Here is a 25,731-nt window from a genome sequence, read left to right as displayed (position 1 = left end):
TTTAGCTATTCAGTTAGGTTAATCATGTTTGTTTACACTCCAATCGGCTAATTGCATGTCCACTCCAGACCGAACGCGGATCAAGCGTAGTCGGTAGAATTTATAGGCAACGGTATTATTGATAAAGAATACCCGTTGTTGGAATCGGGATGTAAATTCCTCCGAATTTCTGGAGTCCAGGGTAGTCCAATCTGTTCCGTTATGAGAAGCTTGTAATTGCCAATCTGCAGGATCCCGTGTTGGAAAGTCGTTGGCAGATGTTAGGGTATAGGCATTGGCTACCGATGGTGAATTCAGTTCTACCTGCATCCACTCTGGATTGTTCATGGCGCTTATTAAATATTTGGTCTCTGGGTTTCCATCGAATACATATTTAGAGGCTTCTACCGCATTAGGTCCACCGGAGTTTTCTCTTGATACGCTGAATTTACCACCCACGGTAACAAATAGGTTTGGTGGAGGCGGAATATAGGTCAATTTGTTCACGAAATCGTTGAAACCAAACACATGGTCAGGAGCCAAAACATGGACAATACCATTGTCCGCTTGGATGTTGATGGATTCCGTGGTGGCTGTGACCCAATTCCGGGTAAACTGGCTCCTTTTGGTATCACTATACTGAATGATTACCGGACCACCCTTCAAATATCCTGATGAATTGCCGCTGATCACCTTGGCATTCATCGGATAGCCATTTTTATAATCGAACAGATTGATACCATCTTTTAAGAGCATGGAATCTGTAGGGTAATAGCCTCTGATCAGGTATTGTGACATCATGGTATCCAGATGTAGGATATCCACATTATTGATGTATTCCAAGGGTTTATCAGCCTTTTTACGGGTATTGTTCAGGTTCTCCAACGCTATCTTGAAACTTTGGTTAGTAGGCGCGAACAAGGTAATGTTGTTGGATTCCTTCAATAGTTTTTCCATCTCTGTACGGCCCACCACTTTCACCAAGGAATCGAAAACACCGTGTTTACTTAATAGGTAATCATAGATGGTACCATTGAATTTTATTTTTTGTACCTCTTCATTATAATAGCCAGCATCTTTCGTACAGGCTGTTATAAGGATGATGAAAAGGAAATAAAGGTATTTTGAATGTTTCTTCATGATGCTTCTTATTATTTCCAGTACTCATTTTGGGTTAACTTGCTGTTCTGTGCCAGTACATCTTTCGCAATTGGCCAATAAATGGCGTTTGCTCGAATCATCTGGTTGATCGGCGAATTGTCATTCTTTAGGCGGCTATATCGAATCAAGTCATACCATCGATGACCTTCTCCCATCAACTCTCTGTTCCGTTCATGGAAGATCGCATCCACCAATTCACCATTTTTCTCAAAGGCATACTTGGCGAGACCTCTTCTTTCCCGCAGCGTGTTCAGCAGATCGATGGCGCCATTGGTTTCGCCCAATACCGCTAATGATTCCGCACGTAATAAGTAAATATCTTCAAGACGCGTAAAGACCGTAGCACTCGAGAACAAACGGAAAGTTGGGTTGGTTACACCACCAAGGATACACTTGATTTTGCTGAAGATGGGATAGCGACCATTGAAGTTCCTGAAATAGTTTTCAGACGTAGGATTCCCCAAAGTATCTGCACTGAATCGTTGGTCATTGGCCTCATTGAAATACTGAAGGATTTTATCCTTCGGAAGGAACATATCTGGAATGGTCTTATCCACCACCGGTGTTGCCAAGGTCAATTCTTCGATATGTCCGGTGAAGGAACCTTCCACATGGTTGTACACATGACCGAAGCCCAGTAATTGGTTACTGTTTTTATCGTAGAAAAAGCCATTTGCAGCCGAGAGGGTTTCTGAAGGGATCAATCCCATGCCTGCTTTGCCATAATTATCGACAACAAATTTGGAATAGGTTGCTGCATCAGGATAATTGCTCTGCCAAGCGGCCACATGCGCCAATAGGGCATAAGCCGTTAATTTTCTGGCCAATGCACCGTCCCAGCGAGACGGTGCTTCATTGTAATAATTTCCGATCTGCTGTGGGTCATTAACAGAATAACGATAAGGAAGATCTGCAGCGGCAGCTTCCAACTCCTGCTGAACCCAGGCCAAAACCTTGAATTGGTCTTCACGAGGAGCATCGGTAAACTTTCCTTCCTGAGAGGACGTGATCAATGGCACATCGCCCCAGATCCGAACCATATAAAAATAGGCAAAGGCCCTTAGAAAGCGAGCTTGCGCTACATCCACCACCATATTGTTATCGGTATAGCGTTTATCATTCGCCAAAACCTCCGGAACACGTTCAATAAAGATATTAGCCGCATTGATAACCGCATAGAATCTCCGCCAGCTTTTAAGGTCTTCCATTACTCCGTAAGAAGGGGATAGGTTATGGCTACTGATGGCTTTCAGATCTTGACGAATCGGAATGCTGAAATCGCCGGAGCGAACTTCACCATAAAGCCAATGGGCATTATGATCATTCAGGGCGGCTTTTGTCAATCCATAAACCCCCATCAACGCTGCTCTGGAATCCTCTAATTTTAACCACATGTTCTCTTCAGAAACCAAGCGACTGGAGTCTATATCTAACATCTTTTTGCAGGATGTTAGGGTTAAAGATGATATCAGAATAATAAATAATAATCTTTTCATAACGGGTTATAAATTAAGTTTGAAGCCTAGAGCAAAGGTTTTCGGCAAAGGAAGCGAATAACCTAAGTCATAACCTAAATAATTAACTAACTCCGGATCCCGACCTGAATAAGGCGATAAAGTCAAAAGGTTGTTGGCAGACAGATAGACATACAGATCCATTTTCTTGCTGTACTTGCTGCTCAAAACATCCTTCATGTTGTAACCAAGGGAAACAGTCCGCAACTTGACGAAGGATCCATTTTCCAAGAATAGGGATTGATTGACCTGATAAGGACTCACCGAACTCCATGGATTATAGAGCGGATATTTGCTGTAATCGCCTCTTTTCTCCCAATAAGTGATCTCTTTGATCGCATCGATCTCCCGAGCATTTTCATTTTCAATGAAATTGAAGCGGTTGGACATTTCTTGGTTCATGATACTTCTACCCAGGTTGAAATAAAAATTAAGGTTTAGGTCGAAATTGTTATATCGTAGGCTATTGTTCCAGCTACCAGATACTTTAGGGATAATGTTTCCTTTCACGATCCGGTCTTCATCATCGATGTTGAAATCACCATTCTGGTCTTTCCAGATAGGATCTCCAGCTTTTAGATCGATAGCACGATAGGTCAGTAACTGACCCGACTGCTGTGGAACATCATTATCGGTCAGATAGATCCCTTGGTTCTCCAATAACCAGAAAGCATCCACTCGTTCACCTACTTTTAATAAGCGGTTGTCCACGGCTACCTCATCCAGTCCATTTGGCAGAGCCAAGATCTTGTTGGTATTAAAACCTAGGATAATCCCAGAATTCCAAGAAAGTTGGCTTTTGTTGATGATATCTCCACTGATCCCCAGGTCCACGCCCATATTTCGCACATCCAATCCACTTTCGTATTGGTATTTATATCCGAAATCTCTTTTGCCGGGAAGCATCACCAATTGATCTTTGGTATCCCGAACATAGGCATCCAGACTGAACTGAAGTTTGTTTTGCTGTAAACCAAGATCCATCCCAATATTGACTTCATCCATATAGCTCCAAGGGATATCGTATCCTACCCAGCCCACTTCATAGGGTCTTACCAAGGCAGCGAAGGCATTGTAACTAGGGACGATCATGTTTCCGGTATAGCCGATCTGTGCAGTATAGCTTGGTCCTTGGGAATAATTATCGTACATGTTGTAGATTCCTAAACGCCCTACCGAAGCACGAAAATTCAATTGGCTGATCTGTTCGTTGTCGGCCATTAGGCTGTTCTTCGCATTCCAACCCAAGGATAAGGTAGGCGAGAAGAACCATCGTGCGGTAGGTTGGGCATTCGAAGATCCGTCATAACGAAGCATCAAGGATGCGGTATAGGTATTATCGTAGGTATAGGAACCTTTACCATACACCGAAATCATATTGTGACGGGTCCTGTCCAAGAATTTATAGATCAATTGTTTTGGAAACACACTGGAATTCTGGTCTCCTCCTAATAAATTGATCTTTATGTAATCATTTACACCTTTAAAGGCATAAGCATAATTGTATTTAAAGACATCCCATGTAAAGGAATTGCCAGCTTCAAAATAGAAGTAGTTCGCGTCGTTTTGGAAATCATAGACCAAGGTATTATCGATAAGGATACGTTGGTTATAGCCGTAATAATTGGAAGCAAAGTTATTGGACTCCAAAATGGTACTCGGGTAGAAAAGATCGCGGTATCCCTCGTTGTAGTCGATTCCGAATTTGGTCTTGAACCGTAACCTGTCCACATTGAACTGCAATCCGAAAAATCCGCCCAACAAGTTGTTGAAATTATTATCGAAGCTTTTGTCGAATTCGTCTAGGTATTTATCATATACCTCTTTATTGGGTGATATGGGAGCACCAAGATCTGGGAAGTACCCCATCATGGCGTAACGGTTGCGGAGATTTTTATTCCTATCCCTATTGAGTCGGTTCACATTGACCAAGGTTTCGAAAACCAACCAATTGAAAGGGCGAAGGTTAAGATAGAACCGTGCATTCAGTTTATCGAATTCAGTATCCTCAGCTGTACCGCCATTTTGGATGGTGCCCAGGTTGAATTGGAAATTGGAGCGGTTTCCACCTCCGGCAACGGTAGCATTCGCACCATAATTATAACCATTGTGGTAATAACTATCTGACCAATTGGAGGGCCCGAAATAATTGTTGTTCAACGAATCACTTAAATAAATGGGGTAAACATCATCCTCATTATATCGGCCATTGGTAGTAAAAAGATCATAAAATTGCTTACGGAAAGCATTTTCATAGGAACCATTGATCGTGGTTACAGCAGGTCTTGCAGAAAATCCCCCATAACTGTTTACGGAGATTCTTTTTTTATCTGGTCCTAGGCTTTTTTTGGAGGTGATTTCAATAACACCATTGACACCTATAGGGCCGTATTTCGCCAAGGTGGCCAAATCCTTGTGTACCACAATGCTTTCGATGTTATCGATGTCGAAGGTGGTCAATAGGTTGTTTTCAGGACCAATTCTTTCCACATCATAATTTTGGATATCAAAGGAAAAGGGATGTTCTCCAATTTGGGGAACTCCATCCAATACGATGAGGGGTTGGGTACTATAGATATCCCGATTGGTAAAGATGGGTTTGTTGAGGCCGCGGACAAACATCTGCTGGCTGGTTCCGGGTTCCCCATTGGATTCCGAAACATAGACACCTGGTAGTTCCCCTTTGATTAATTGCGGAAGGCTATGGGCGGTGATCAAGGAAATATTCTTGATGGAGCCCACCTTGTTGTTGGCTTGATCAAAGCGGTAAACGGCTCTCAACTCGGGTACCGTGTCGGTTTGGCTAGTGTCTTGTTTATCAACGAAAAACTCATTCAACTCATCGGCATCCGCCATTTGGGCAGATAAGAGAGTCAAAATCATTAACGATTTAAACTTCCATTTTACACTCATAATGTAGAGCTTTTTATTGGTTATTAAATAAGGTTTAATTGAAGAGCTATTAGCTAAAATTTGGTTTCCGGCTAAGTTTTCAGTTTTGGCTTGTGTCGTTGTGTAATCATATGTTGGTTTGTCTAAAGGTTAATATTTGAGGTTCAAATAGGGCAATAAGGTGCTAGTCGTCTTGTAAAAAACGATTTAGCAAGTAGTTTGGTAAAGGTTTGTTAGCTTATACCTAGGTTTTGGCCAACAAATTTTCAGTAGACTTATTAAGGTCTATAGAAATTGACGATAATTTTTGGAAAAAATAGGTTCATGATGGTGACTGTTTTTGTTTTAAATTATATAATGGTTATAACGAATTTAAAAATTAAAATCGTTTTAGCAAAATTTTTGTAAAAAAAATGTGAAGATTCGTAGTGCTTAAGTATCAGCGTTTAAACAGGTATTAGGGTCAATGTAACAAAAAAGGTTTATGAATTCCTTCATAAACCTTTTTTTGACGCTCCGCTCTTTATTTTGTTCAATTTCTTATTTCGATCCGCTCAATTTCCAGGATAAGATCCTACTGATCTTATTGCCCTGTTGCATGGTCGTCACTTTGATATCCTGAATTTTATGGTATTCGAGGATAGCTCGAAGAGGTTTGATGTTTTCCTTATTAGAAACCAAGGTTGTGCAAATGCCGATTTGATCTTTCAGTTCGATGCTTTCATAGATCAACTGGCTGATGAATTTTTTTTCACCTCCCGCTACCCATAATTCATTATCTAAACCTTTGAAATTGGTAGATAGGTCTTCGGATGTTTGATGCAGTTTACTGTTCTTTTTGGTAACCGTCTTTTCATAGTCCTCTCTTGATTTATAGAAAGGAGGGTTGCACATGATGGCATCAAAATATTCTCCAGCATGGATGATCCCTTTTAGGATCAAATCTGGATTCTTTTGTTCTCTTAGTTCTATGGTTTGGCGGAATTCCGGATTTTTTGCCAGGATGTTCTTGGCCTGTTGGATCGATGGTTTGTGAACTTCTGATCCTACAAAATGCCAACCATATTCCTTCGCGCCTAATAAAGGATAGATTACTGATGAACCTGTACCAACATCCAATACACGAACCGGTTTTCCAGGACGAGCTTTGAATAGGTCTGCTAAGTAATGGATGTAATTCAAACGTCCAGGGATGGATGGGCAAAGGCTGTTTTCCAGGATTTCCCAACCACGAAGGTCGTAGGAGGATTCCAAAAGGGCCTTGTTCAATAGGAACACGGATTTTGGATCTCTGAAATCAAGACTAGTACGGTCGTCTGGGGTTTTGATAAGCTGTTTCTTGAGTTCAGGGACACGTTTTATCAAAGGGATGAAATCGTACTCTTGATTGAATTTATTGCGTGGATGTAGATTCTTAATTTTTTTTTCCATTGTTTAATATGACAAATTATGTAGTCATTGGGTATTCGGGTGATTGCCAGGCCATCGTCATTGCGAGGAGGTACGACGAAGCAATCTTTCGATTAGCGTAAAGATTGCTTCGTTCCTCGCAATGACGATGGTCCTCGCAATGACGATGGTCCTCGCAATGACGATGGTCCTCGCAATGACGATGGTCCTCGCAATGACGGCCAGTCGTGTTTCCACGCCTATCCTTACCCCTTCTTATTCTGCTCCTCGATCCATTTTCTTGCGTTCACAAAAGCTTCCAACCAAGGGGTTACCTCATCTTGTCTGCCTTCTGGATAATTCGCCCAGTTCCATTGGAAAGTAGAACGTTCAATATGTGGCATAGTCACCAAATGTCTTCCTGTACTATCACACATCATCGCTGTATTATAATCAGAACCATTCGGATTATGCGGATACTCCTCATAACCATATTTTGCTACGATCTGGTACTTATCTTCCCCATAAGGCAGGTTAAACTTTCCTTCTCCGTGAGAAATCCATACCCCAAGGGTAGAACCCGCCAATGTTGACAACATCACCGAATTATTCTCCTGTACCTTCACCGAAACAAAGTTCGACTCATGTTTCTGCGAATCATTATGCAACATCTTACCATGCACCTCATGGTTCGGATTAATCAATTCCAATTCCATGAACAACTGACATCCATTACATATCCCCACAGATAAGGTATCCGGACGGGAGAAGAATTTCTCTAATGCCGATTTTGCCTTTTCATTGTAAAGGAAAGCACCGGCCCATCCTTTTGCCGATCCCAATACATCCGAGTTGGAGAAACCACCAACTGCACCGATGAACTGAATATCCTCCAAGGTTTCGCGACCAGCAATCAGATCCGTCATATGCACGTCCTTCACATCAAATCCGGCCAAGTACATCGCATTTGCCATCTCTCTCTCCGAATTCGATCCTTTTTCACGGATAATAGCCGCTTTTGGACGCGCCTTCCCAGCATCAATAACGGGCTTCTTACCATTAAAATGACTTGGGAAAGTATATTGTAAAGGTTGATTTTTATAATTATCAAAACGAGCTTGTGCCGTTCCATTTTTCGATTGCTTCTGATCCAATAAGAACGAAGTCTTGAACCAGGTATCCCTAGTCTCCGCCACATCAAATTGGAAAGCATCAGTATGATTCTGAATCGAAATCGAAGAACCTTCCTTAGCTGTTCCTATTTTAACAAAAGAAACGCCAGCCGTTTTTAACAATGACTCAAAAGAAGCATCCTCTTTCGCCTGTAAAACAACCGCATTATTTTCATTGAACAAAGCTTTAACCGTATCCGACTCCTTCAATCCTGAAAGGTCATAGTCCGCTGCCAGGTTCACATCTGCAAAACACATTTCCAATAAGGTCGTGATCAAACCACCAGAACCCACATCATGACCCGCAGCAACCTGATCGGCATTGATCAGATCCTGAATAGCATTGAACGCTTTCTTGAAGAAAGCCGCATCCTTGATTGTAGGAACCTCTGCACCGATCTTATTCAAGATCTGCGCAAAAGATGATCCTCCCAATTTGAACGCATCCTGGGAAAGATTGATATAATAGATCGAACCCGCATTCTTTTTCAATACCGGCTCTACCACTTTATTGATATTGGTACAGTTTCCTGCCGCAGAAATAATCACCGTTCCTGGAGCAATAACGTTTTCCCCATTAGGGTATTTCTGTTTCATCGATAAGGAATCCTTACCCGTAGGGATATTGATGCCCAATTCGATCGCAAAATCAGAACAACCTTTTACTGCTTCATATAAACGTGCATCTTCCCCATCATTGTTACATGCCCACATCCAGTTTGCCGATAAGGAAATGCCTGCCAATTTGTTGTGGATAGGCGCGAAGACGATATTGGATAAAGCTTCTGCGATGGCATTACGCGATCCAGCAACCGGATCCACTAAAGCCGTCAAAGGCGAATGTCCCACTGTAGTAGCTATACCCTCTGTTGATTTATAATCCAAGGCCATTACACCCACATTGTTCAATGGCAATTGCAATGGACCAGTACACTGCTGTTTAGCAACGCGGCCACCCACACAACGGTCTACTTTATTCGTTAACCAATCTTTGGATGCTACAGCCTCCAGTTGCAATATTTGATTCAGGTAATTTGGAACATCCTTCGCGTCATAGGAAAGATCAGCATATGGACGATCGATTTTCTTATCCGACATGATGGTCTTTGGCGAAGATCCAAAGAAATCCTCCAATGCATAATCCATTGGTTTTTCCCCCGTTTTTTCCGATTGGAAAGTAAAACGGTGATCGTTCGTCACGTCCCCAACGGTATACATCGGAGCACGCTCTCTTTCCGAAACGGTCTGAAGAACTTGGATATCCTCATCGGCAATCACCAAGCCCATACGTTCCTGGGATTCATTACCAATGATTTCCTTCGCAGAAAGGGTAGGGTCACCGACAGGAAGTTTATCCATATCGATCAATCCACCGGTACTTTCCACCAATTCGGATAGACAGTTCAAGTGTCCACCGGCACCGTGATCATGGATGGAAACAATAGGGTTATGATCAGATTCCACAAATGCACGGATGGCATTTGCAGCACGTTTCTGCATTTCAGGGTTCGAACGTTGGATCGCGTTCAATTCGATACCAGATCCAAAGGCACCAGTATCTGCGGAAGAAACCGCAGCTCCACCCATCCCGATACGGTAGTTCTCCCCACCAAGGATGACGATCTTATCGCCTGCTTGCGGTTCGTGTTTTTTGGCCTGATCCAATTTACCATAACCAATACCTCCAGCCTGCATGATCACTTTATCATAGCCTAATTTACGGCCATCCTCTTCATGTTCGAATGTCAATACTGATCCGGTGATCAATGGCTGTCCGAATTTGTTTCCAAAATCCGATGCACCATTTGATGCCTTGATCAAGATGTCCATTGGTGTTTGGTACAACCATTTTCTTTCTTCCATGCCGTTCTCCCAAGGGCGGTCTGCCAACAAACGGGAATAAGCAGTCATGTAAATTGCTGTTCCAGCCAATGGCAAAGCTCCCTGACCACCTGCTAAACGGTCGCGGATCTCACCACCCGAACCTGTCGCTGCGCCTGAGAAAGGCTCCACCGTAGTTGGGAAGTTATGGGTTTCTGCTTTTACAGAGATTACGGAATCAAATTCCTTCTCTTCGTAGAAGTCAGGTTTGTCTGCCGTTTTCGGTGCAAACTGGGTAACGCGAGGACCTTTTACAAAAGCCACGTTATCTTTATAGGCAGAAACAATCGCATTCGGGTTTGTTTCTGATGTTTTCTTGATCAATTTGAACAGCGAAGTTGGTTGCTCCACACCATCGATAACAAACGTACCATTGAAGATTTTATGTCTACAATGTTCTGAGTTCGCTTGGGAAAAGGCAAATACTTCGGAATCCGTTAATTTACGGCCGATTTTATCCGACAGCTTATCCAGGTATTCCACTTCCTCCGGACTTAAAGCAAGTCCTTCGGATTTATTGTATGCGTCGATATCGTCGATTTCCATGATCGGCTCAGGGCTGATGTTAATGCTGAACATATCCTGCGTCAATGCCGAGAATTTCTGCGAAATCATCGGGTCAAAATCGCTGAAATCTGCAGCCACCGGCTGATATTCTTCGATCCTGATGATACCTTCAATACCCATGTTCTGGGTGATTTCAACGGCATTCGTACTCCATGGGGTAACCATGGCTGCTCTTGGCCCAACAAAGGAATCGTTCAGCGATTGCTCGTCGAGTTTTTTAGCATTTCCAAAAAGCCAGTTTAATTTGGAGATATCTTCGGTTGATAAAACTTTTGGGGTTTGAACAGCATAAAATGTGTTCGATTGGTTCACAAAGAAATGAATCATTATTAAAGTGAATTTTGAATGTCCTTCAATTAAAGTACAAAGTTACGGAATATTTTATCATTCGTAACTACAAAATATTACATTTGTAACATGGCTATGAGGCGAATAAATAAGGTACAGAGGCGAAAGCTATCCATATTTTTGAGATGTGTAATCATATCTTTTTTAGCATGGACCTTGTTTGCGATTTCCAGCGATTACAATTTCAGTAAAAAGGCCAGTATTACCTATGTGAACCTGCCAGAAAACAAGGCTTTCCACCCTTTGCAGTCGGATACCGTATCGGTAAAGATCAAGATGTCGGGTTGGAAGATGCTGATGGAAAGATTATATCCGGATACTGCCAAAATCCAGGTCGACCTGAGCGGATTAAAATCCCGTAATTTCATTGTTTTTGGAAGCCAGATCGGTTTTATCAACAGGCAATTCCCAGGCGATAAACAGGTGGTGGCTGTTTCTCCTGATACCTTGTATTTTGATTTTTCGAAACAGACCCAACGCAAGGTTCCTGTAAAGGCCATCCATAGCTTGACCTTCAAAAAACAATATGGCATTATTGCTGCTACGCGCACCATCCCCGAATATGTCACCATTACCGGTCCATTGGAGGATGTGGCGAGCATTGAATATTTGGAGACGGATACGATCAAAGGCAAGGAGCTGAATACGGATGTTCGCACGGTGGCCTATCTGGATAGACAGAACAAGACCAACATCACGATCTACCCGACTTTTGCCGAGGTGATCATCCCGGTAGGGGAAGTGACAGAAAAGGTGATCGAATTGCCCATCAAGATAGAGAATAACAAGGGGTATACTTCCGTTAGGGTATTACCGAGCAAGGTGAAAGCAACGGTTTTATTATCTGTAAAGGATTATAACAAGTGGACCTCAAGGGATTTTGAGGCGGTGGTGGACCTGGATTCCTGGAAGGACCATCAAGTCAGCAGCCTGCCTGTCATCATCACCAAGGTACCTGAGTTCTGTCAGGTATTGAGTATCGAGCCACAGAACGTGGATTTCTTCGTCAGGAAATAACAAAGCTAATTTCAAAAAAAACAAGCTATTATGGGATTGAAAATAGGTATTACAGGCGGAATCGGTGTAGGGAAAAGTATGGCTGCCCGGATCTTCAAGGTGTTGGGTATTCCGACCTATGATGCCGATCGGGAAGCCAAGGATATCATGTTCAAGAGTGAAGCGGTACGCCAGGCTTTGCTGAAAACCTTTGGCAAGGAAGTTTACCTGGAAGATGGGCAGTTGAATAGGGCTTGGTTATCGAAACAAGTATTTTCCAATGCAGAAGAATTGGCGAAGTTGAATGCCATCGTGCATCCAGCGGTTATTCAGGATGCAGAGGATTGGGCATCCGCACAAACATCGCTTTATAGCGTAAAGGAAGCCGCCTTATTATTTGAAAGTGGCTCTTATAAGAAATTGGATTTTACGATCTTGGTGACATCGCCAGAGTCGGTTCGCATCGAGCGGGTCATGAAACGTGATCAGGTAACAGAAGAGGAGGTGAGGAGAAGGATGAGCAAACAGATGCCAGAATCCGAAAAGGAAAAGTTGGCAGATTTCATCATCCATAATGACGATGATCACAGTTTGATCGTCCAGGTTATGGAACTTCATAAACGGTTTTTCCATTCATGAATATTATTGAAGATTTTTTAGTGCGTAAGGAACAAGGTTTTTATTGTTCTTATGGCGATTTTTATATTGACCCCTTATATCCGGTAAAGCATGCTGTGGTTTCCCACGCGCATGGCGACCATGCAAGCCCTGGACATAAGCACATTTATTGTACCCAGGCAACGGCCGAATTCATCAAACTCCGACATTCGAAACAGCCTGACCAATCTTTTCAACTTATTCCATTTGATACCTATTTTGAGATCAATGGGGTAGGGATCTACCTATATCCGGCTGGTCATATCTTGGGAAGTGCGCAGATATTAATGGTCTACAAAGGGGTTCGATACCTGTATACCGGCGATTATAAACTGCAGGCTGATCCTACCTGCGAACCAATTCAGTTCAAAGAGGCTGATGTGCTGATCACAGAGACCACCTTTGCCAATCCTGCGGTCAAACATCCAGATCCGGTGCAGGAGATCATGAAACTGGCAGTTCCCCATAACATCCTACTGGGCTGTTATTCCCTGGGAAAAGCGCAGCGCATTACCGCATTATTGAACGAGCATTGTCCGGAGAAGGAAGTTCTCGTGCACCATTCCATGTTGGGCATGCATAAGATTTATGATCGGTACCTGAAGGCTCCGATGCGCTATGAATTATACAACCGGAAGTCGATGAAAGATGGTTCGCAGAATAAGATCTATCTGGTTCCGCCATTGACCTTCAACAGTTATAGGCGAGCAAGGAATGTGCTGAAAGCTTTTGCTTCGGGTTGGGAGCGGTTGCAGGCGCAAAACGATATTAGCCTTTACCTTTCCGATCATGTGGATTGGAACGATATTTTGTACTTTATCGAGCAGGTAAAACCTAAGGCTATCTGGACGATTCATGGCGATGGAAGGGTGCTACAGCAGCATTTCCATGGGAAATTTGAAATTCGGGATATCCTCTCACAAACATTTTCTCCCGACTATTGTTAATATTTCGATATTAAACAAAAAGGAGAAAAGAATGAATAAGTTTTTTAGAGCACTGATTGCCGGATGGGGCGCCAAAAAAATGGGACTGGGATGTTTCGGTACCATTATCGTATTTATCATTATCTATTATTTGTTGGGTTATTTGTAGGCCTATAATAGGAACATAAGAAAAAATTTAGCGGCTAGGCCTATCGAGGTCCTAGCCGTTTTTTTATTGTTAATTTTTTCAATAAATAACTCGTATTCTCAAAAATAAAATTAATTTTAGTTATGGATTGATTAAAAAAAAGCATCCATTTACCAGATCATTAAAATACCTTTAAAACATTTAACATTTAAGCTAGATTATGTATTCTAAGAAAATCCTTTTTGCACTGTTGGGCATTTGTCTACATTTGTTTGCGTTGGGGCAACAAATCGTTAACAAAAAATCCTTAGGAGCTTTCGATACGCAAACCCATTCCAAATTGGAAGAAATAAATGCATTAGTTTTTAAACCAGAAGGGTATGAAACCGTTCCATGGCCGAAACTTCCAGATTCCATCAACTTTAGTTTGTTTGCAAGCGATCCAAAAGCGAAAAAATTGGAGGAGAATAAATTGGCCATCAATCCGCTATTGGCCTTTCGTAACCCTATTTCTTTTAAAAAAGGGGATATTTATATCGGTTATGACCAAAATTGGTTTCGTCTTTCCAATTATTACAAATATAACAATGATAAAAAATCGGTTGAAGAATCTAGGCGCTGGACAAATTCAATAAACGCAGATCCAAAAAGCATTGGCCCTTCGTATGCTGGACTGCAATATTTGGAATATGTGAACCGTGATGCCTTAAAACTGATAAACGCAGATACAGCCTTAATTTTCACTTCCAATACTAAATTTAAATTTAAGGATACGGTGGATAATTATGAAATGATTACGGTGTACTTGTTGAAGTTTGATTTAGGAGTTGGGAAGGTTTATTACTATTATCCGATTGGAGAAAGGATGAAAGCTCTTCAAGAAATTAATCAGACCTGGGGGGTGGTCCGTTTTAAACCCGATAGTGAGTTCACCCATCCTGACCATAGCGGACATATACCTAAACCTAAAGAACCGGATTTATATTATGGAAAATTTGCCTTTTTGAATAATCCAGATCAGGTTAAAAGAGAGGAAGAGAATTATCGTAAGAAAAATCTGAATGGCCAAGCGGCGAAATTGGTGTTAGAAGGGGTCAATTTTGCACGCGTTAAAGATTGGGGAAATGCAAAGACAAAATATGAAGAGGCTTTAAAAATCGATCCTAACCATGCTTTAGCTTATTTGCAACTTACCTGGTTAGCTTTAGAACAGAACATGGAGAAAGATGCCCGGAATTATTGGGCCTCCTTGAGCAAATTGCAGCCAACAAGTCCCGAGACTTGGTTTGTAAAAGGAATGATAGAGAAAAGGTTTAATCAATTGGATAATGCCTTTATAACTTTTGATAAAGTGTTGGCAGACTTCGATTCCTTATACTATAAGGCCCATCTTGAAAAGGCTTCCATTTATGTTATGCGAAATGATCAGGTTGCTGCTGAGAAGGAATTTGAAGCTGCATTATTAATTTTCAAAAAGGAGTCAGAAAAGGCCAAAAGGGGGGAGAAGTATCGCATGATGCAGTTATATGATTTTTATTTGGCTAAAATGCAGTATGCCCGTTTTTTAGGATCAAAACAGGAATTTGAAAAAGGGAAAAATCAGTTGGAAGATTTTTTAAGGGAATACGAAGCTAATCAAAATTCAATTTCACTCGGTATACCAAAAACCATTTATGGAAGAATATATCCGGAAAATCTTGCTGATGTTCACTTTTGGCTAGGGATTTTTTATGTTAACTTAAAGGATGAGAATAAATGTGTGGAACATTTTAAGAAGGCAAAAGAATTAGGGAAAGTATTACCGGCAGAAGTAGAAAATTTATTGAAAATCTAACATGGGGATTTAATAATTGAGTTAGCTTGTCCACTTTTAAAAATCCTTAGAAATGTAAAAATCCTGAGCAAATGCCCTTTTCATTTAATGCGATCTTGATGATACATTTAAGAGAATTCAATTGGTAACAAAAATCGGTTTGGAATGCTTCCATAAACGGCTAGGCCTATCGAGGTCCTAGCCGTTTTTACTTGGAATATGGAAGTCAAATTTGTTCCTATTTGGTATATTTTGCTCTTAAGTGTGCAATTTCTTTCGGTCCAATCGACATTTCCTCTTGAAGGAAATTTTCCACCGTTCCATATTTTTTCTTAATGGCATTGAAAAAAGAAGCTAGCGTTTGAGGAGTAAGGGCAAGTTTTTCATCGATTTCCTTTTCTGTCATCCCTAATGCTTTTGCAATTTTTTGTTTATCAAATCCGCCATTAGGTCTGCGGGCAAGATAGATGTTAGAAGCTAAATAATCTGCTTCAATAGTTTCGTATGGAACGCCTAAAACATGTAAAATTAAAGCGGTTTGCATTCCAGTACGATCTCTTCCTCCTGTACAATGGTACATCATAGCGCCATCTGCTTCCAAAGCCAGAAGTTTAACAAATACAGGTCGATATTTTTTGCCATAATAATCGATCCCTTCCGCGTAAAAATTTAGTAGGTAATCTTTCTTTTTGAACATATCCGCCATATCGTTAGCAGTAGGCAATTTATCACTTCCCGCTGGACTAAGGGTGTAGTCGGTGCCATTTGCCAATCGGTCTGGAGCCGTCTTAGCTTCCGCTTCTCCACGTAAATCAATCACCGTGTGTAAACCTTGTTTATCCATCCAGCTTACGTCTTTTTCGGTCAATTTATTAATAGCATCACTTCGGAAAATTTTTCCCCATACGACTTCCTTGCCATCCATGGTTTTGTATCCCCCAATATCCCTGAAGTTCATAGCACCTTCTACCGGTGCCAACCTTTTGGTACTGTCTGCTAATTGTGCAAACGTTAAACTTGGTAATAATGCAGCCGTTGCACAAATAAATGTTTTAATGGTATTCATAACTTTTCTTTTATGTTTTGATTGTAATTCTTTTTGTTCTGTATTATTTTAAAATATCCCAACGGATTCCAGCCTGACCTCGGCTACCATAGACCTCTTGAGATACCGTACGTCTACTATCGCCCAAGTAGACGGTTGTTGCGGAGTTATTGATGTTATTCAATTCCACAAATGCTTTAAGATTGCGGGTAAGGGTAACTGTACCTGAAAAATCCAAGCTAAATGTACCCGCAGACCATTTGTAGAAATCCGGTCCTAAAGTCTGATCAATACCTTCTAAGGATTTTGCCCTATAATTTCCTGCTAGACGAATCATCAACGCATTATTCTCATAGAATAAAATCGCATTCATCAAGTGTTTTGATTGATTAGGAAGCGGACTTTTGTCAATGATCCCAGCATTTCCGAGGCGCGGTACTTTTGTTTTGGAATCGATATAGGAATAGTTCACTTCCATTCCTAAATTGCTCATAAATCCAGGTAGAAAATCAAAGCGTTTATTGATCCCAGCTTCAAGACCTAAGGTTGAGGCATTATTCAGGTTTTTTGCTTGTGAAATTCTGAATAATTGTCCCTCAATTTCCTGTTGGCTGATATCTGTGAATATCACGTCCTGGATATCCTTATAGAAAATCCCAGCAGTAAGGATTCCAATATTATCGAAATAATATTCACCCATAAGGTCGAAATTATTGCTGAATGTAGGTTTTAGATCGGGGTTTCCTTGAGAAATGGTGATTATAGCGCTTGTCCTGTCAATGGATGATCCTGGTGACATATCGCCAAAGTTTGGACGTATGAAAGTTCTGGTGTATGCAGTCCTCAAATTGGCATTTTCTGATAATTTATATTTGAAATGAAGCATAGGAAGCAAAGAATTGTAGTCATTTTTGGTCTGTGCCGGGATCAATTCTGATGTTTTATCTTTTGGAACGGCGCGTTGGCCATTCAATTCCATGTGTGTGTATTCGTTTCTAACACCCACCAGCATTTTCAAACGGTCGGATAAGTCATAATCTAACATAATATATCCTGCAGAAACATTTTCATATCCTGAATATTCGGAAGCAGCCGATGCAGCGTCTGTATAATCCTTAAAACCATGTTGATCCAAGAAATTAGGATCAAAAAGGTCTAGAATTTGATTTTTTGTTAATGGGTCTAATTTGAAGGCTTCATAATTTCCATTTAAATGATCAAAGTATTCCACTCCGGCAGGGAAATCCTGCCTATTTAATTCTGCTAAACTCAATGCCGGAGCTGAATTAGGTATGCCCAGTGATGCGGATGCTAGATAAACATGGTTGGCACCAAATTTATTTTCCCGGAATTTATGGCGGAATTTTCCTCCTATTTGAAATTTCACCTTGGAAGAGGCCGTCCATTTCAAATTCAATTGTCCGACCTGATCTCGTTCGTTGTTATCCAATTTGGCAATGACCAATTGGTTTAATTTTAATTTATTGGGGTCCATGTTTTCCAATGGATCTTTTACGCCCGATTGAAAATCATTTGGCGATCCACCAACAGCATTTGGAGAATCGAATTCCCAATAACGAAGGCCATCGTTGGAAAGATTATCAAATCCACTTTGGATTTTCTGTTGGAATGTAGCAATTGGTAAACCCTTTCTTTCATTGGCAGGCGGGGTATTGAGGTAATACTTGGATTTGTAATCGCTCAGCGTCCAATCTAAAACTACATTGTTGGCTAATTGGCTTTCTCCGCCAAGTTCTATGCCATTGATGGTGGTATTGTAGTGGGAGTAGCGATTGTTATACTGATATCTTGATTTGTTATAATCGACATAGGCTTCATAAACAGGTCGGATATCTTCAAACTTGTTCAGCATTCCCCGAACAAAAACCTTGTTTCCAGCATTAATTTTATATTCTGCACCAAGGTTCACACCTTTGGTTTGTCTTTCTCCCAAATACCGCTTAAGCATCACCGAACCAATGGAATTTTTTTGCTGCTCATTCGAAAGTCCAGTATTATAGGAAACATCAAAGGAATCAGAACCCCATTTCCGCGTCCAAATGGCAGAAGAAAGAATGACTCCAAGTTTGTTGTTGAAAAATCGGTCTCCATAGACAAGAGAACCATTATAGGTTCCATTTTGGCTAAAGGTATTATATCCTCCTGCAGCACTCACATTTAATGTTCTTTTAGCAGGTGCGGTTCGCGTAATAAAATTTATAGAACCACCAATTGCATCACCTTCCATCTCCGGAGTGATCGCTTTCGCTACTTGCACATATTGAATAATTTCGGAAGGGATAGCATCGAGTACAGTGGAGCGATTGCCAAGAACATCAGCACTTGGAAGGCGGCTACCGTTGAACAAAACGGAAGTCCAAGAAAAAGGAGTTCCTCGCACTGCTGCTCTATCCGCTTCACCGTGATACCTGGCCACAGCAACACCTTGCATACGCTGAACGGCTTCAGCAGCATTTCTATCGGGTAATTTTCCGATCGCATCGGCTGCTAAGACATCCATAATGGCGTTTGATTGCTTTTTAATGGCTAATGCTTTGGCTTGGGAGGGTGCCATGGTTCCGGATAGTAGGATTTCTTGAATGTGGGCATTAGCTCCTTCGCTTAATTCAATAGGGGACAAACTGTTAATTCCCTTTTTAACGTGGAGTTCAATCTCCATTGGCTGATATCCGATGTATGTTATTTCTAATTTAGCCATTCCAGTATCTGGTGCTACTATAGTGAATTCGCCCTGTAGATTGGTGGTAACACTGTTTTTAAAAGTCAAGCCTTTTACAGTAGCTCCTGGCAAATTGCCTGTGGCGCCAATTACATTGGATTTAATAACTTGGGCACTTAATTCTTTGTTCCCCGAGACAAGAAGAATAATAAAGAACCCGATTGCTAAGCAAATACGATGAGGTTTCATTTTTTTATTGGATTTGATTTTTTGCATTCATTTGGAACAAAGTTTTAAGGATTCCAAAGATTTTTCGCCCCCAACAAATAATAGCGATTGTCCCAAGTCCGTATCATTTTAAGCGGACGTTTACCTGTTGATTTACAATTGCTTATGGGTTGTTATTAAATTGTTATTAAACTATTAATACTTAGGTAATATTGCTTTTATAGCTTAGGTTATTGAATTTAATCACATGACTATTGTTATTTCAATCGGAATCTTTCAGGCAATTCTTTGTATGTTTTTTTTGCTGCAATTGAAATCGCGGGATAAAAGTGATTTTCTTTTGTTGGCAATCATTACTTGTGTAACCATTCATCTATCCATAAAATTCACCATATTCAATTTTGTGGAAGAGCAGAGTGTGCGCGATATGATGAATACTTTTATCGGTTATTGTTACGGTCCATTTGTTTATTTTTTTACGCTTCAAAAGGCAAATTTTTCCTTGAAGATCGCACAGAAATTTTACCTCTTATTACCGTTTTTTATGGCCAGCATAGTTTATTTTTCTGCGATAACGGCTTTGAGCATTGATTTAGAGAAGGGAAAATATATATTGGACTGGTACAATAAGATTAGTTATTGGACACTCATTCCCTTTACGATTATACTTTGCACTAAAGCTATCGTATTAACATTAAAAAATAAATTTAGTCCAGCGGAAAAAAGGTTAACACTCAGCATGTCCATTGGTTTTTTGACTATAAATGTCCTAGCATTGAGTTATACCCTTTTTTTTGAGATTAGTTCCTATAGTCTAGATCCCATTCTCTTAAGAACGATCGTATATGCTATATTAGTGATTATATGTGTTTTGATCATTAAATATCGGTTTGTTGATACAAAAGTGTCGCAGAATACAAATGGATTAGGCTTTCCAACAGCGCCTCAAGGGGAAAAAGGATCATCTGAAATAGCCCTTGAACAACCTAAAAAGCGAAGGGAATTAATCTCTGAAACGGAAATGATGGAAATTTGGGATAAACTTGAATCTTCCATGAAGAATGAGGAATATTTTAAGGATACAGAGCTAACGTTAGATAAATTGGCAAGTTTGGTAGGGATCAATAAATATCGAATTAGTGAAACGTTGAATCATTATGTTAATAAGCCCTTTTATACCTATATCAATGAGTATCGGGTGAATTCTTTTAAAGATCGTATTGAAAGGGCGGTGGAAAGGGATCTGGAAGTTAATATGTTGACCACAGCCTATGCTTCGGGTTTTAACTCTAAATCTACCTTCAATAAATATTTTAAAGAAATTACGGGATTGACTCCTTCGAACTTTTATAAGCAGATACAATAAGAGCTGTTTTTATTATAGTTACCTTCGGTGCAAAAGCATACTGAAAGGATGCTGAAAGTATGCAAAATGTATGCTTTATATACTTTTCCGATACTTTAATCCTGCTTTAAGCATGTTTTAAGTACGATTCTGACCCTAATTCAAACATATTTTGAAGATATAGGTTAGGAGCCAGGTTGAGAAAATGGATAATTTAGGTTAAGGTTTTTTGCTTAGTTTATAAGTCTCGAACCATGATGGATTGCAAAGGTGAATAGAGATTGCTTCGTTCCTCGCAATGACGGAGTATGTGTCTCAACCGCCATAGGTCTACCTACTAAATACTCCCTACTAAATACTAAAAAAGCTCGTCGGAAGACGAGCTTTTTTCAGTGGTGCCAGCTGGATTCGAACCAGCGACACAAGGATTTTCAGTCCTTTGCTCTACCAACTGAGCTATGGCACCTTTTATTCTTGTGTTAATCGAATTTGATTGACAACGCTACAAAGGTAGTAATCTTGAGCTATTATGCAAATATTCGTATAAAACTATTTATTAATCATCAGAAAATGAGTAGGATAAAATCATCTTTTAAACGATTTAAACCGCGATTTTGAAAGTTAACCTAAAATTGATGCATTGTTTTTATTTCAGAAGTATCGCTTATGTGGTAAGCATCGTATAATGGAGGAGTTATTTATTAAATTATTATAACCTTTAGGTAGTTATTTTGGAAGCAAAAAATGAGCTAACAAAGCAAGAATTTCAAAATTTTATGGAATCCTATAAATTTGGATTTAAGACAATTCAAAAGAAAATTTGCTTCCATATTATTAAAAGAATCTATAGCAGATGCAAGCGAAATTATTACTTTAAAGATATTAAAGCTTGTTATAACAAGATGATTATTGTTGAAGGTAACCATCGTTATATAGCTTATTTATTAGCAGGAATAGAATTTAGCATAATCGAATCTTCTAGTAATAATTCGGATAATCCTTTAGAATATAGTAACTTAGCTATTGATTTTGACAACGATTGGGATGTTCATTTATATAAGAATAGAAGATTTATTTTTGATGGAGAATGGTTAGAAGAATTTAAAAGAAAGTAATTATGATTGTTTTTTTGGATATTGATGGCGTAATGGTTCATGCTAATCCCCATAGAAAGGTGGAGCTAGAGGATGATGGGTTTTATAAGTTTAATGAATTAGCAGTGGATATTCTAAAATCAATTTTATATACCAGCAAGGATGAAATTATTTTGTCTACATCACATCGATTTAAATATAACATTGCGCAGTGGAAACAAATATTTCATAGGAGAGGACTAAAATTTAAAAATGTAAGTATCCTTGGTAATAACAGCTCAATTGTAAATAAGGATAATAACATCCGATTACCAATAAATAGAAGAACAGAAATTTTTAATTATATACAATTCCATAATTATAGATCAGAAGATATTATCATTATTGATGATGATAAATCCTTGAATGATTTGCCAAATAAATTCAAAGAAAGATTGGTCTTAACCAATCCCTATACAGGCTTAAATAATATTAATCCTTTAAAAGAAGTATTAAATCGTAAAACCAAAAGTATAAAAATATAGCCTCCACAATTGGGAGGGTATGTCGATATGTATAATTACGTAATTCAATCTTAGATGCCTAAAATCTCTTTCAGTTTTTGTCTACTTGTTTTCCGCGCAAGTTCCTGACAATGTTCTTGTTCTTCCTTCAGGATTAAGAAGAACCAATATAAAATGAACTTCAGAAAACAACAATGGGCAGAGGCGCCACAGGTCTAACTACTGGATCAAGCTGAATCCTTGGGGGGGAATACTAAAAATTTCTTAGTTTAGCATCTTTAAAACAGTTATCCCTTGCAAGAAGCCGAACGTAAATTACTATCCTTGTTGATGCCCGAAGGGCTTTTGGTATACTTTCAGATCATAGAAGTCGATCAGGTCGACAATCAGCTCCATATTTATTTAGATGAACTTAATATTGCTCCGACAGGCTATGAGAACAACAGGTTGGAGTCAAAGGGCTTCATGCCTTCCACCGAGATCTCGGACTTTCCCATTCGAGGCCAGAAAGTTACGCTACATATCCGTCGTCGTCGCTGGACGGTCCTGGATACCGGACAGATCATTACAAGAGATTGGAACCTTGTGCGTGAGGGTGCTCGAATGACTACGGAATTCGGGCTTTTTTTAAAGAAGATATTTGGATAACCATCCTGTAAGCACCCAATTGGTAGGATTATTCTTCCAAATGGACGGCAAGCAACTCCAGGATCAGTACAAGAACCACCTCAGTGATTTCCATGATTGGGACCAAAAACCTCATGCCGAGAGCTGGACATTGTTTCCTGAAAACATCTCGGAACATCTGAGCATAGATGAGACCAGCTTCAGCAATGGTGAGTTATATACCATTGTTAGCAGTAAATCGGCAAAGGGGCGTAAAGGAACGATCCTGGCAACTATTAAGGGCACTAAGGCTGAGGATATCATGGCTGTTCTTGATCGGATACCCTTGCGCTCACGGAACAGGGTAAAGGAGGTGACCATGGATATGGCCCCCAACATGGCCAAGGCTATCCGAAGGTGTTTCAGGAATGCCAGACGTGTGGTCGATCGGTTCCATGTCCAAAAACTGGCCTATGATGCAGTACAGGAACTCCGTATCAAATATCGTTGGGAAGTCCTGGATGCAGAAAGCAAGAAGATAATGGAGTCGCGAAAGAGAGGGATCCCATATGAACCCGAATTGTTGCCCAATGGTGATACGCTCAAACAGCTATTGGCCAGGTCGAGACACCTGCTGTTCAAACATCCAAGCAGATGGTCGGAAAGCCAGAAAAACCGAGCTGAACTGTTGTTCCTGCGGTTTCCCAAGCTAAAACAGGCTTATGATCTTGGAATTGCCCTGGGTGACATATTCAACAAATGCAGGGACAAAAAGATAGCTTTTACAAAGCTAGGTCTGTGGCACAATCAGGTTGAGAATGCGGGCATTGCTTCCTTTGAGAGCGTGGCAAGATCCATTGCAGCACATCACCAATATATACTACACTACTTCGATAACAGAAGCACCAATGCCTCGGCAGAATCTTTCAATGCAAAACTCAAAGCTTTTAGGAGTGTCTTTCGTGGCGTAAGGGACACAACATTCTTCCTGTACAGAGTGATGAAATTATATGCTTAAAAATCTTTACCCCCCAAACTTTCGGTATGATCCTAACTACTAAATACTCAATACTAAATACCCACAAAAAAAGCTCGTCTTCCGACGAGCTTTTTTGTGGTGCCAGCTGGATTCGAACCAGCGACACAAGGATTTTCAGTCCTTTGCTCTACCAACTGAGCTATGGCACCTTTTTTTGCTAATCCGTTACCGGACTTGCGATGCAAATGTACCGTCTTTTTTCGAATTCTAAAACTTTTCGCCCAAAAAGTTTATCCCTTTTCAGCAATGTCTTGATTTTGATTGAGATAAAATTACACGAAATAAACATTGTGAATCGTGAATTAACGGTATCTTTGCAGCTCAATAAATTAATATGAGTAAAAAAGGAAGAGTATTGGTAGCAATGAGTGGGGGAGTGGATAGCTCCGTTGCTGCTGTCATGCTACACGAACAAGGGTATGAGGTCATCGGTATTACGATGAAAACATGGGATTATGCAAGTTCTGGTGGCTCTTCAAAGGAAACGGGTTGCTGCAGCTTGGATAGTATCAATGATGCTCGCATGCTGGCGGTAAACTATGGTTTCCCACACTATATTCTCGATATCCGCGATGAATTCGGCGATTTTGTGATTGATAATTTTGTGGATGAATATATTGCTGGTCGTACGCCAAATCCTTGCGTGTTATGTAACACCCACATCAAATGGGAAGCGTTGATGAAACGCGCTGATAAATTGGATTGTGAATTTATCGCAACAGGACATTATGCCAATATCAGGCAACATGATAATGGTCGCTATGTGATCTCCAAAGGTAAGGATGAACATAAAGACCAATCTTACGTACTTTGGGGGGTGTCACAGGAGAACCTTGCCAGGACGCAGTTCCCATTGGGGAAATTCGCGAAATCTGAAATCCGTCAGATGGCATTGGATATGGGGCAGAAAGAGCTTGCCAATAAATCGGAGAGTTATGAGATCTGTTTCGTTCCGGATAATGATTACCGTTCGTTCTTAAGACATAAAAGACCTACGTTGGATCAAGAGATTGGACCAGGGAACTTTTTGTTGTCGGATGGTACTGTGGTAGGGAAGCATATCGGCTATCCTTATTTCACGATCGGACAGCGTAAAGGTTTGGGGATTGCTTTGGGTAAACCGATGTTTGTGATCCAGATCCTTCCGGAAAGTAATTCGGTGGTGTTGGGTGAAGAGCATGAATTGGAAAGAACCCAAGCTTTTGTGAAGAATATTAATCTGGTGAAATATGCTTCGATTGAGGAGCCTATGGAGGCTATTACGAAGATTAGATATAAGGATGCTGGTGCATTGTCTACCATTACCCAACAAGGGGATATTATGAAGGTGGATTTTACCCATACGGTGAAGGGTATTGCGCCAGGACAATCTGCGGTGTTTTATGAGGGAGATGATTTGTTGGGCGGCGGATTTTTGATGAAGGAAGAGTTTTAGTGAGTTAGGAATTAGATAGAAATAGAAAAGGGATCCATTTGGATCCCTTTTTTCGTCATTGCGAGGAGGTACGACGAAGCAATCTTTTCTTAAGTATTTTACTAAGCATGTCATGCTGAGCATAGTCGAAGCATCTGTTCGTATATTTCTCTCCGTACAGATCCTTCGACTGCGCTCAGGATGACACGGCGAAAGATTGCTTCGTGCCTCGCAATGACGCGGTAATGAGTGCCTCGCAATGACGGCCGTGTCGGAATGACGCGGTAATGAGTGCCTCGCAATGACGTGTTAATAGCCTCGCAATGGCGTTATC

General features: G+C 40.5%; 18 protein-coding genes and 2 tRNA genes. 10 read left to right on the top strand and 10 right to left on the bottom strand.

Annotated elements, in window-relative coordinates; translation table 11 throughout:
* Nucleotides 1-18: 18 nt before the first annotated feature.
* The 6 genes from E3D81_RS06830 to purL all read right to left on the bottom strand — a co-directional run bounded on the left by E3D81_RS06830 (nt 19) and on the right by purL (nt 10,882).
* Nucleotides 19-1,119, bottom strand: a complete 1,101-nt coding sequence (locus E3D81_RS06830; protein ID WP_134776908.1) for a discoidin domain-containing protein — start codon at nt 1,117-1,119, stop codon at nt 19-21.
* A gap of 11 nt (nt 1,120-1,130) precedes the next feature.
* Nucleotides 1,131-2,576, bottom strand: a complete 1,446-nt coding sequence (locus E3D81_RS06825; RefSeq protein ID WP_245153305.1) for a RagB/SusD family nutrient uptake outer membrane protein — start codon at nt 2,574-2,576, stop codon at nt 1,131-1,133.
* 66 nt (nt 2,577-2,642) lie between these two features.
* Complete coding sequence (locus tag E3D81_RS06820) at nt 2,643-5,537, bottom strand: SusC/RagA family TonB-linked outer membrane protein (protein WP_167554254.1); 2,895 nt, start codon at nt 5,535-5,537, stop codon at nt 2,643-2,645.
* 549 nt (nt 5,538-6,086) lie between these two features.
* Nucleotides 6,087-6,977 (bottom strand): 23S rRNA (adenine(1618)-N(6))-methyltransferase RlmF, encoded by an 891-nt coding sequence (rlmF, locus tag E3D81_RS06815; protein ID WP_134776906.1) that lies wholly within the window; start codon nt 6,975-6,977, stop codon nt 6,087-6,089.
* Nucleotides 6,978-7,034: 57 nt separating this feature from the next.
* Nucleotides 7,035-7,193, bottom strand: coding sequence for a hypothetical protein (locus tag E3D81_RS17205; protein ID WP_167554253.1), 159 nt, complete (start codon nt 7,191-7,193; stop codon nt 7,035-7,037).
* An 8-nt stretch (nt 7,194-7,201) separates the two neighbouring features.
* A complete protein-coding gene (gene purL, locus E3D81_RS06810) occupies nt 7,202-10,882 on the bottom strand; it encodes a phosphoribosylformylglycinamidine synthase (RefSeq protein WP_134776905.1) in 3,681 nt (1,226 codons plus the stop codon).
* Nucleotides 10,883-11,023: 141 nt separating this feature from the next.
* Between purL and E3D81_RS06805 the strand changes: the two genes are divergently transcribed.
* From E3D81_RS06805 to E3D81_RS06790, 4 genes are all read left to right on the top strand, one after another.
* Nucleotides 11,024-11,920, top strand: coding sequence for a YbbR-like domain-containing protein (locus tag E3D81_RS06805; protein ID WP_245153304.1), 897 nt, complete (start codon nt 11,024-11,026; stop codon nt 11,918-11,920).
* 30 nt (nt 11,921-11,950) lie between these two features.
* On the top strand, nt 11,951-12,538 hold the full coding sequence (coaE, locus tag E3D81_RS06800) for a dephospho-CoA kinase (protein WP_134776904.1): 588 nt from the start codon (nt 11,951-11,953) through the stop codon (nt 12,536-12,538).
* A complete protein-coding gene (locus tag E3D81_RS06795) occupies nt 12,535-13,503 on the top strand; it encodes an MBL fold metallo-hydrolase RNA specificity domain-containing protein (protein WP_134776903.1) in 969 nt (322 codons plus the stop codon). Before coaE ends, E3D81_RS06795 begins: the two co-directional genes overlap by 4 nt.
* Nucleotides 13,504-13,850: 347 nt before the next feature.
* The gene (locus E3D81_RS06790) at nt 13,851-15,464 is read left to right on the top strand and encodes a tetratricopeptide repeat protein (RefSeq protein ID WP_134776902.1); all 1,614 of its coding nucleotides are present in this window, start codon (nt 13,851-13,853) and stop codon (nt 15,462-15,464) included.
* Between the two features lie 217 nt (nt 15,465-15,681).
* Here the strand turns inward: E3D81_RS06790 and E3D81_RS06785 are convergent, their stop codons facing one another.
* On the bottom strand, nt 15,682-16,509 hold the full coding sequence (locus tag E3D81_RS06785) for a tyrosine-protein phosphatase (RefSeq protein WP_134776901.1): 828 nt from the start codon (nt 16,507-16,509) through the stop codon (nt 15,682-15,684).
* 43 nt (nt 16,510-16,552) lie between these two features.
* Complete coding sequence (locus E3D81_RS06780) at nt 16,553-19,417, bottom strand: TonB-dependent receptor (protein WP_167554252.1); 2,865 nt, start codon at nt 19,415-19,417, stop codon at nt 16,553-16,555.
* Nucleotides 19,418-19,643: 226 nt separating this feature from the next.
* Between E3D81_RS06780 and E3D81_RS06775 the strand changes: the two genes are divergently transcribed.
* Nucleotides 19,644-20,762 (top strand): helix-turn-helix domain-containing protein, encoded by a 1,119-nt coding sequence (locus tag E3D81_RS06775; RefSeq protein WP_134776899.1) that lies wholly within the window; start codon nt 19,644-19,646, stop codon nt 20,760-20,762.
* A gap of 372 nt (nt 20,763-21,134) precedes the next feature.
* Here E3D81_RS06775 and E3D81_RS06770 read toward each other — a convergent pair.
* Nucleotides 21,135-21,207, bottom strand: a tRNA-Phe gene (locus E3D81_RS06770).
* A 265-nt stretch (nt 21,208-21,472) separates the two neighbouring features.
* On the opposite strand from E3D81_RS06770, the gene E3D81_RS06765 reads away from it, so the two are divergent.
* From E3D81_RS06765 to E3D81_RS06750, 4 genes are all read left to right on the top strand, one after another.
* Nucleotides 21,473-21,856, top strand: coding sequence for a hypothetical protein (locus E3D81_RS06765; RefSeq protein WP_134776898.1), 384 nt, complete (start codon nt 21,473-21,475; stop codon nt 21,854-21,856).
* 2 nt (nt 21,857-21,858) lie between these two features.
* Nucleotides 21,859-22,359, top strand: a complete 501-nt coding sequence (locus tag E3D81_RS06760) for an HAD domain-containing protein (protein WP_134776897.1) — start codon at nt 21,859-21,861, stop codon at nt 22,357-22,359.
* Nucleotides 22,360-22,632: 273 nt separating this feature from the next.
* The gene (locus E3D81_RS06755) at nt 22,633-22,986 is read left to right on the top strand and encodes a transposase (protein ID WP_134776497.1); all 354 of its coding nucleotides are present in this window, start codon (nt 22,633-22,635) and stop codon (nt 22,984-22,986) included.
* Entirely contained in the window at nt 22,979-23,962 is a 984-nt protein-coding gene (locus tag E3D81_RS06750) for a transposase (protein WP_245153279.1), read from the top strand. Before E3D81_RS06755 ends, E3D81_RS06750 begins: the two co-directional genes overlap by 8 nt.
* A 97-nt stretch (nt 23,963-24,059) precedes the next feature.
* Here the strand turns inward: E3D81_RS06750 and E3D81_RS06745 are convergent.
* Nucleotides 24,060-24,132 (bottom strand) — tRNA-Phe (locus tag E3D81_RS06745).
* A 185-nt stretch (nt 24,133-24,317) separates the two neighbouring features.
* Between E3D81_RS06745 and mnmA the strand changes: the two genes are divergently transcribed.
* Nucleotides 24,318-25,418, top strand: coding sequence for a tRNA 2-thiouridine(34) synthase MnmA (mnmA, locus tag E3D81_RS06740; protein WP_099366093.1), 1,101 nt, complete (start codon nt 24,318-24,320; stop codon nt 25,416-25,418).
* Nucleotides 25,419-25,731: the final 313 nt, after the last annotated feature.

Source organism: Sphingobacterium sp. CZ-2 (assembly GCF_004526235.1).
Taxonomy (GTDB): Bacteria; Bacteroidota; Bacteroidia; order Sphingobacteriales; family Sphingobacteriaceae; genus Sphingobacterium; species Sphingobacterium tenebrionis.
This window is presented reverse-complemented; position numbering and strand designations above follow the sequence as displayed.

Bases quoted from the DNA above. Each gene is read 5' to 3' on its own strand.
- E3D81_RS06830 (WP_134776908.1), bottom strand. From the start codon at position 1,119: ATGAAGAAACATTCAAAATACCTTTATTTCCTTTTCATCATCCTTATA.
- E3D81_RS06825 (WP_245153305.1), bottom strand. From the start codon at position 2,576: ATGTTAGATATAGACTCCAGTCGCTTGGTTTCTGAAGAGAACATGTGG.
- E3D81_RS06820 (WP_167554254.1), bottom strand. From the start codon at position 5,537: ATGATTTTGACTCTCTTATCTGCCCAAATGGCGGATGCCGATGAGTTG.
- rlmF (WP_134776906.1), bottom strand. From the start codon at position 6,977: ATGGAAAAAAAAATTAAGAATCTACATCCACGCAATAAATTCAATCAA.
- purL (WP_134776905.1), bottom strand. From the start codon at position 10,882: ATGATTCATTTCTTTGTGAACCAATCGAACACATTTTATGCTGTTCAA.
- coaE (WP_134776904.1), top strand. From the start codon at position 11,951: ATGGGATTGAAAATAGGTATTACAGGCGGAATCGGTGTAGGGAAAAGT.
- E3D81_RS06795 (WP_134776903.1), top strand. From the start codon at position 12,535: ATGAATATTATTGAAGATTTTTTAGTGCGTAAGGAACAAGGTTTTTAT.
- E3D81_RS06790 (WP_134776902.1), top strand. From the start codon at position 13,851: ATGTATTCTAAGAAAATCCTTTTTGCACTGTTGGGCATTTGTCTACAT.
- E3D81_RS06785 (WP_134776901.1), bottom strand. From the start codon at position 16,509: ATGAATACCATTAAAACATTTATTTGTGCAACGGCTGCATTATTACCA.
- E3D81_RS06780 (WP_167554252.1), bottom strand. From the start codon at position 19,417: ATGAAACCTCATCGTATTTGCTTAGCAATCGGGTTCTTTATTATTCTT.
- E3D81_RS06775 (WP_134776899.1), top strand. From the start codon at position 19,644: ATGACTATTGTTATTTCAATCGGAATCTTTCAGGCAATTCTTTGTATG.
- E3D81_RS06760 (WP_134776897.1), top strand. From the start codon at position 21,859: ATGATTGTTTTTTTGGATATTGATGGCGTAATGGTTCATGCTAATCCC.
- mnmA (WP_099366093.1), top strand. From the start codon at position 24,318: ATGAGTAAAAAAGGAAGAGTATTGGTAGCAATGAGTGGGGGAGTGGAT.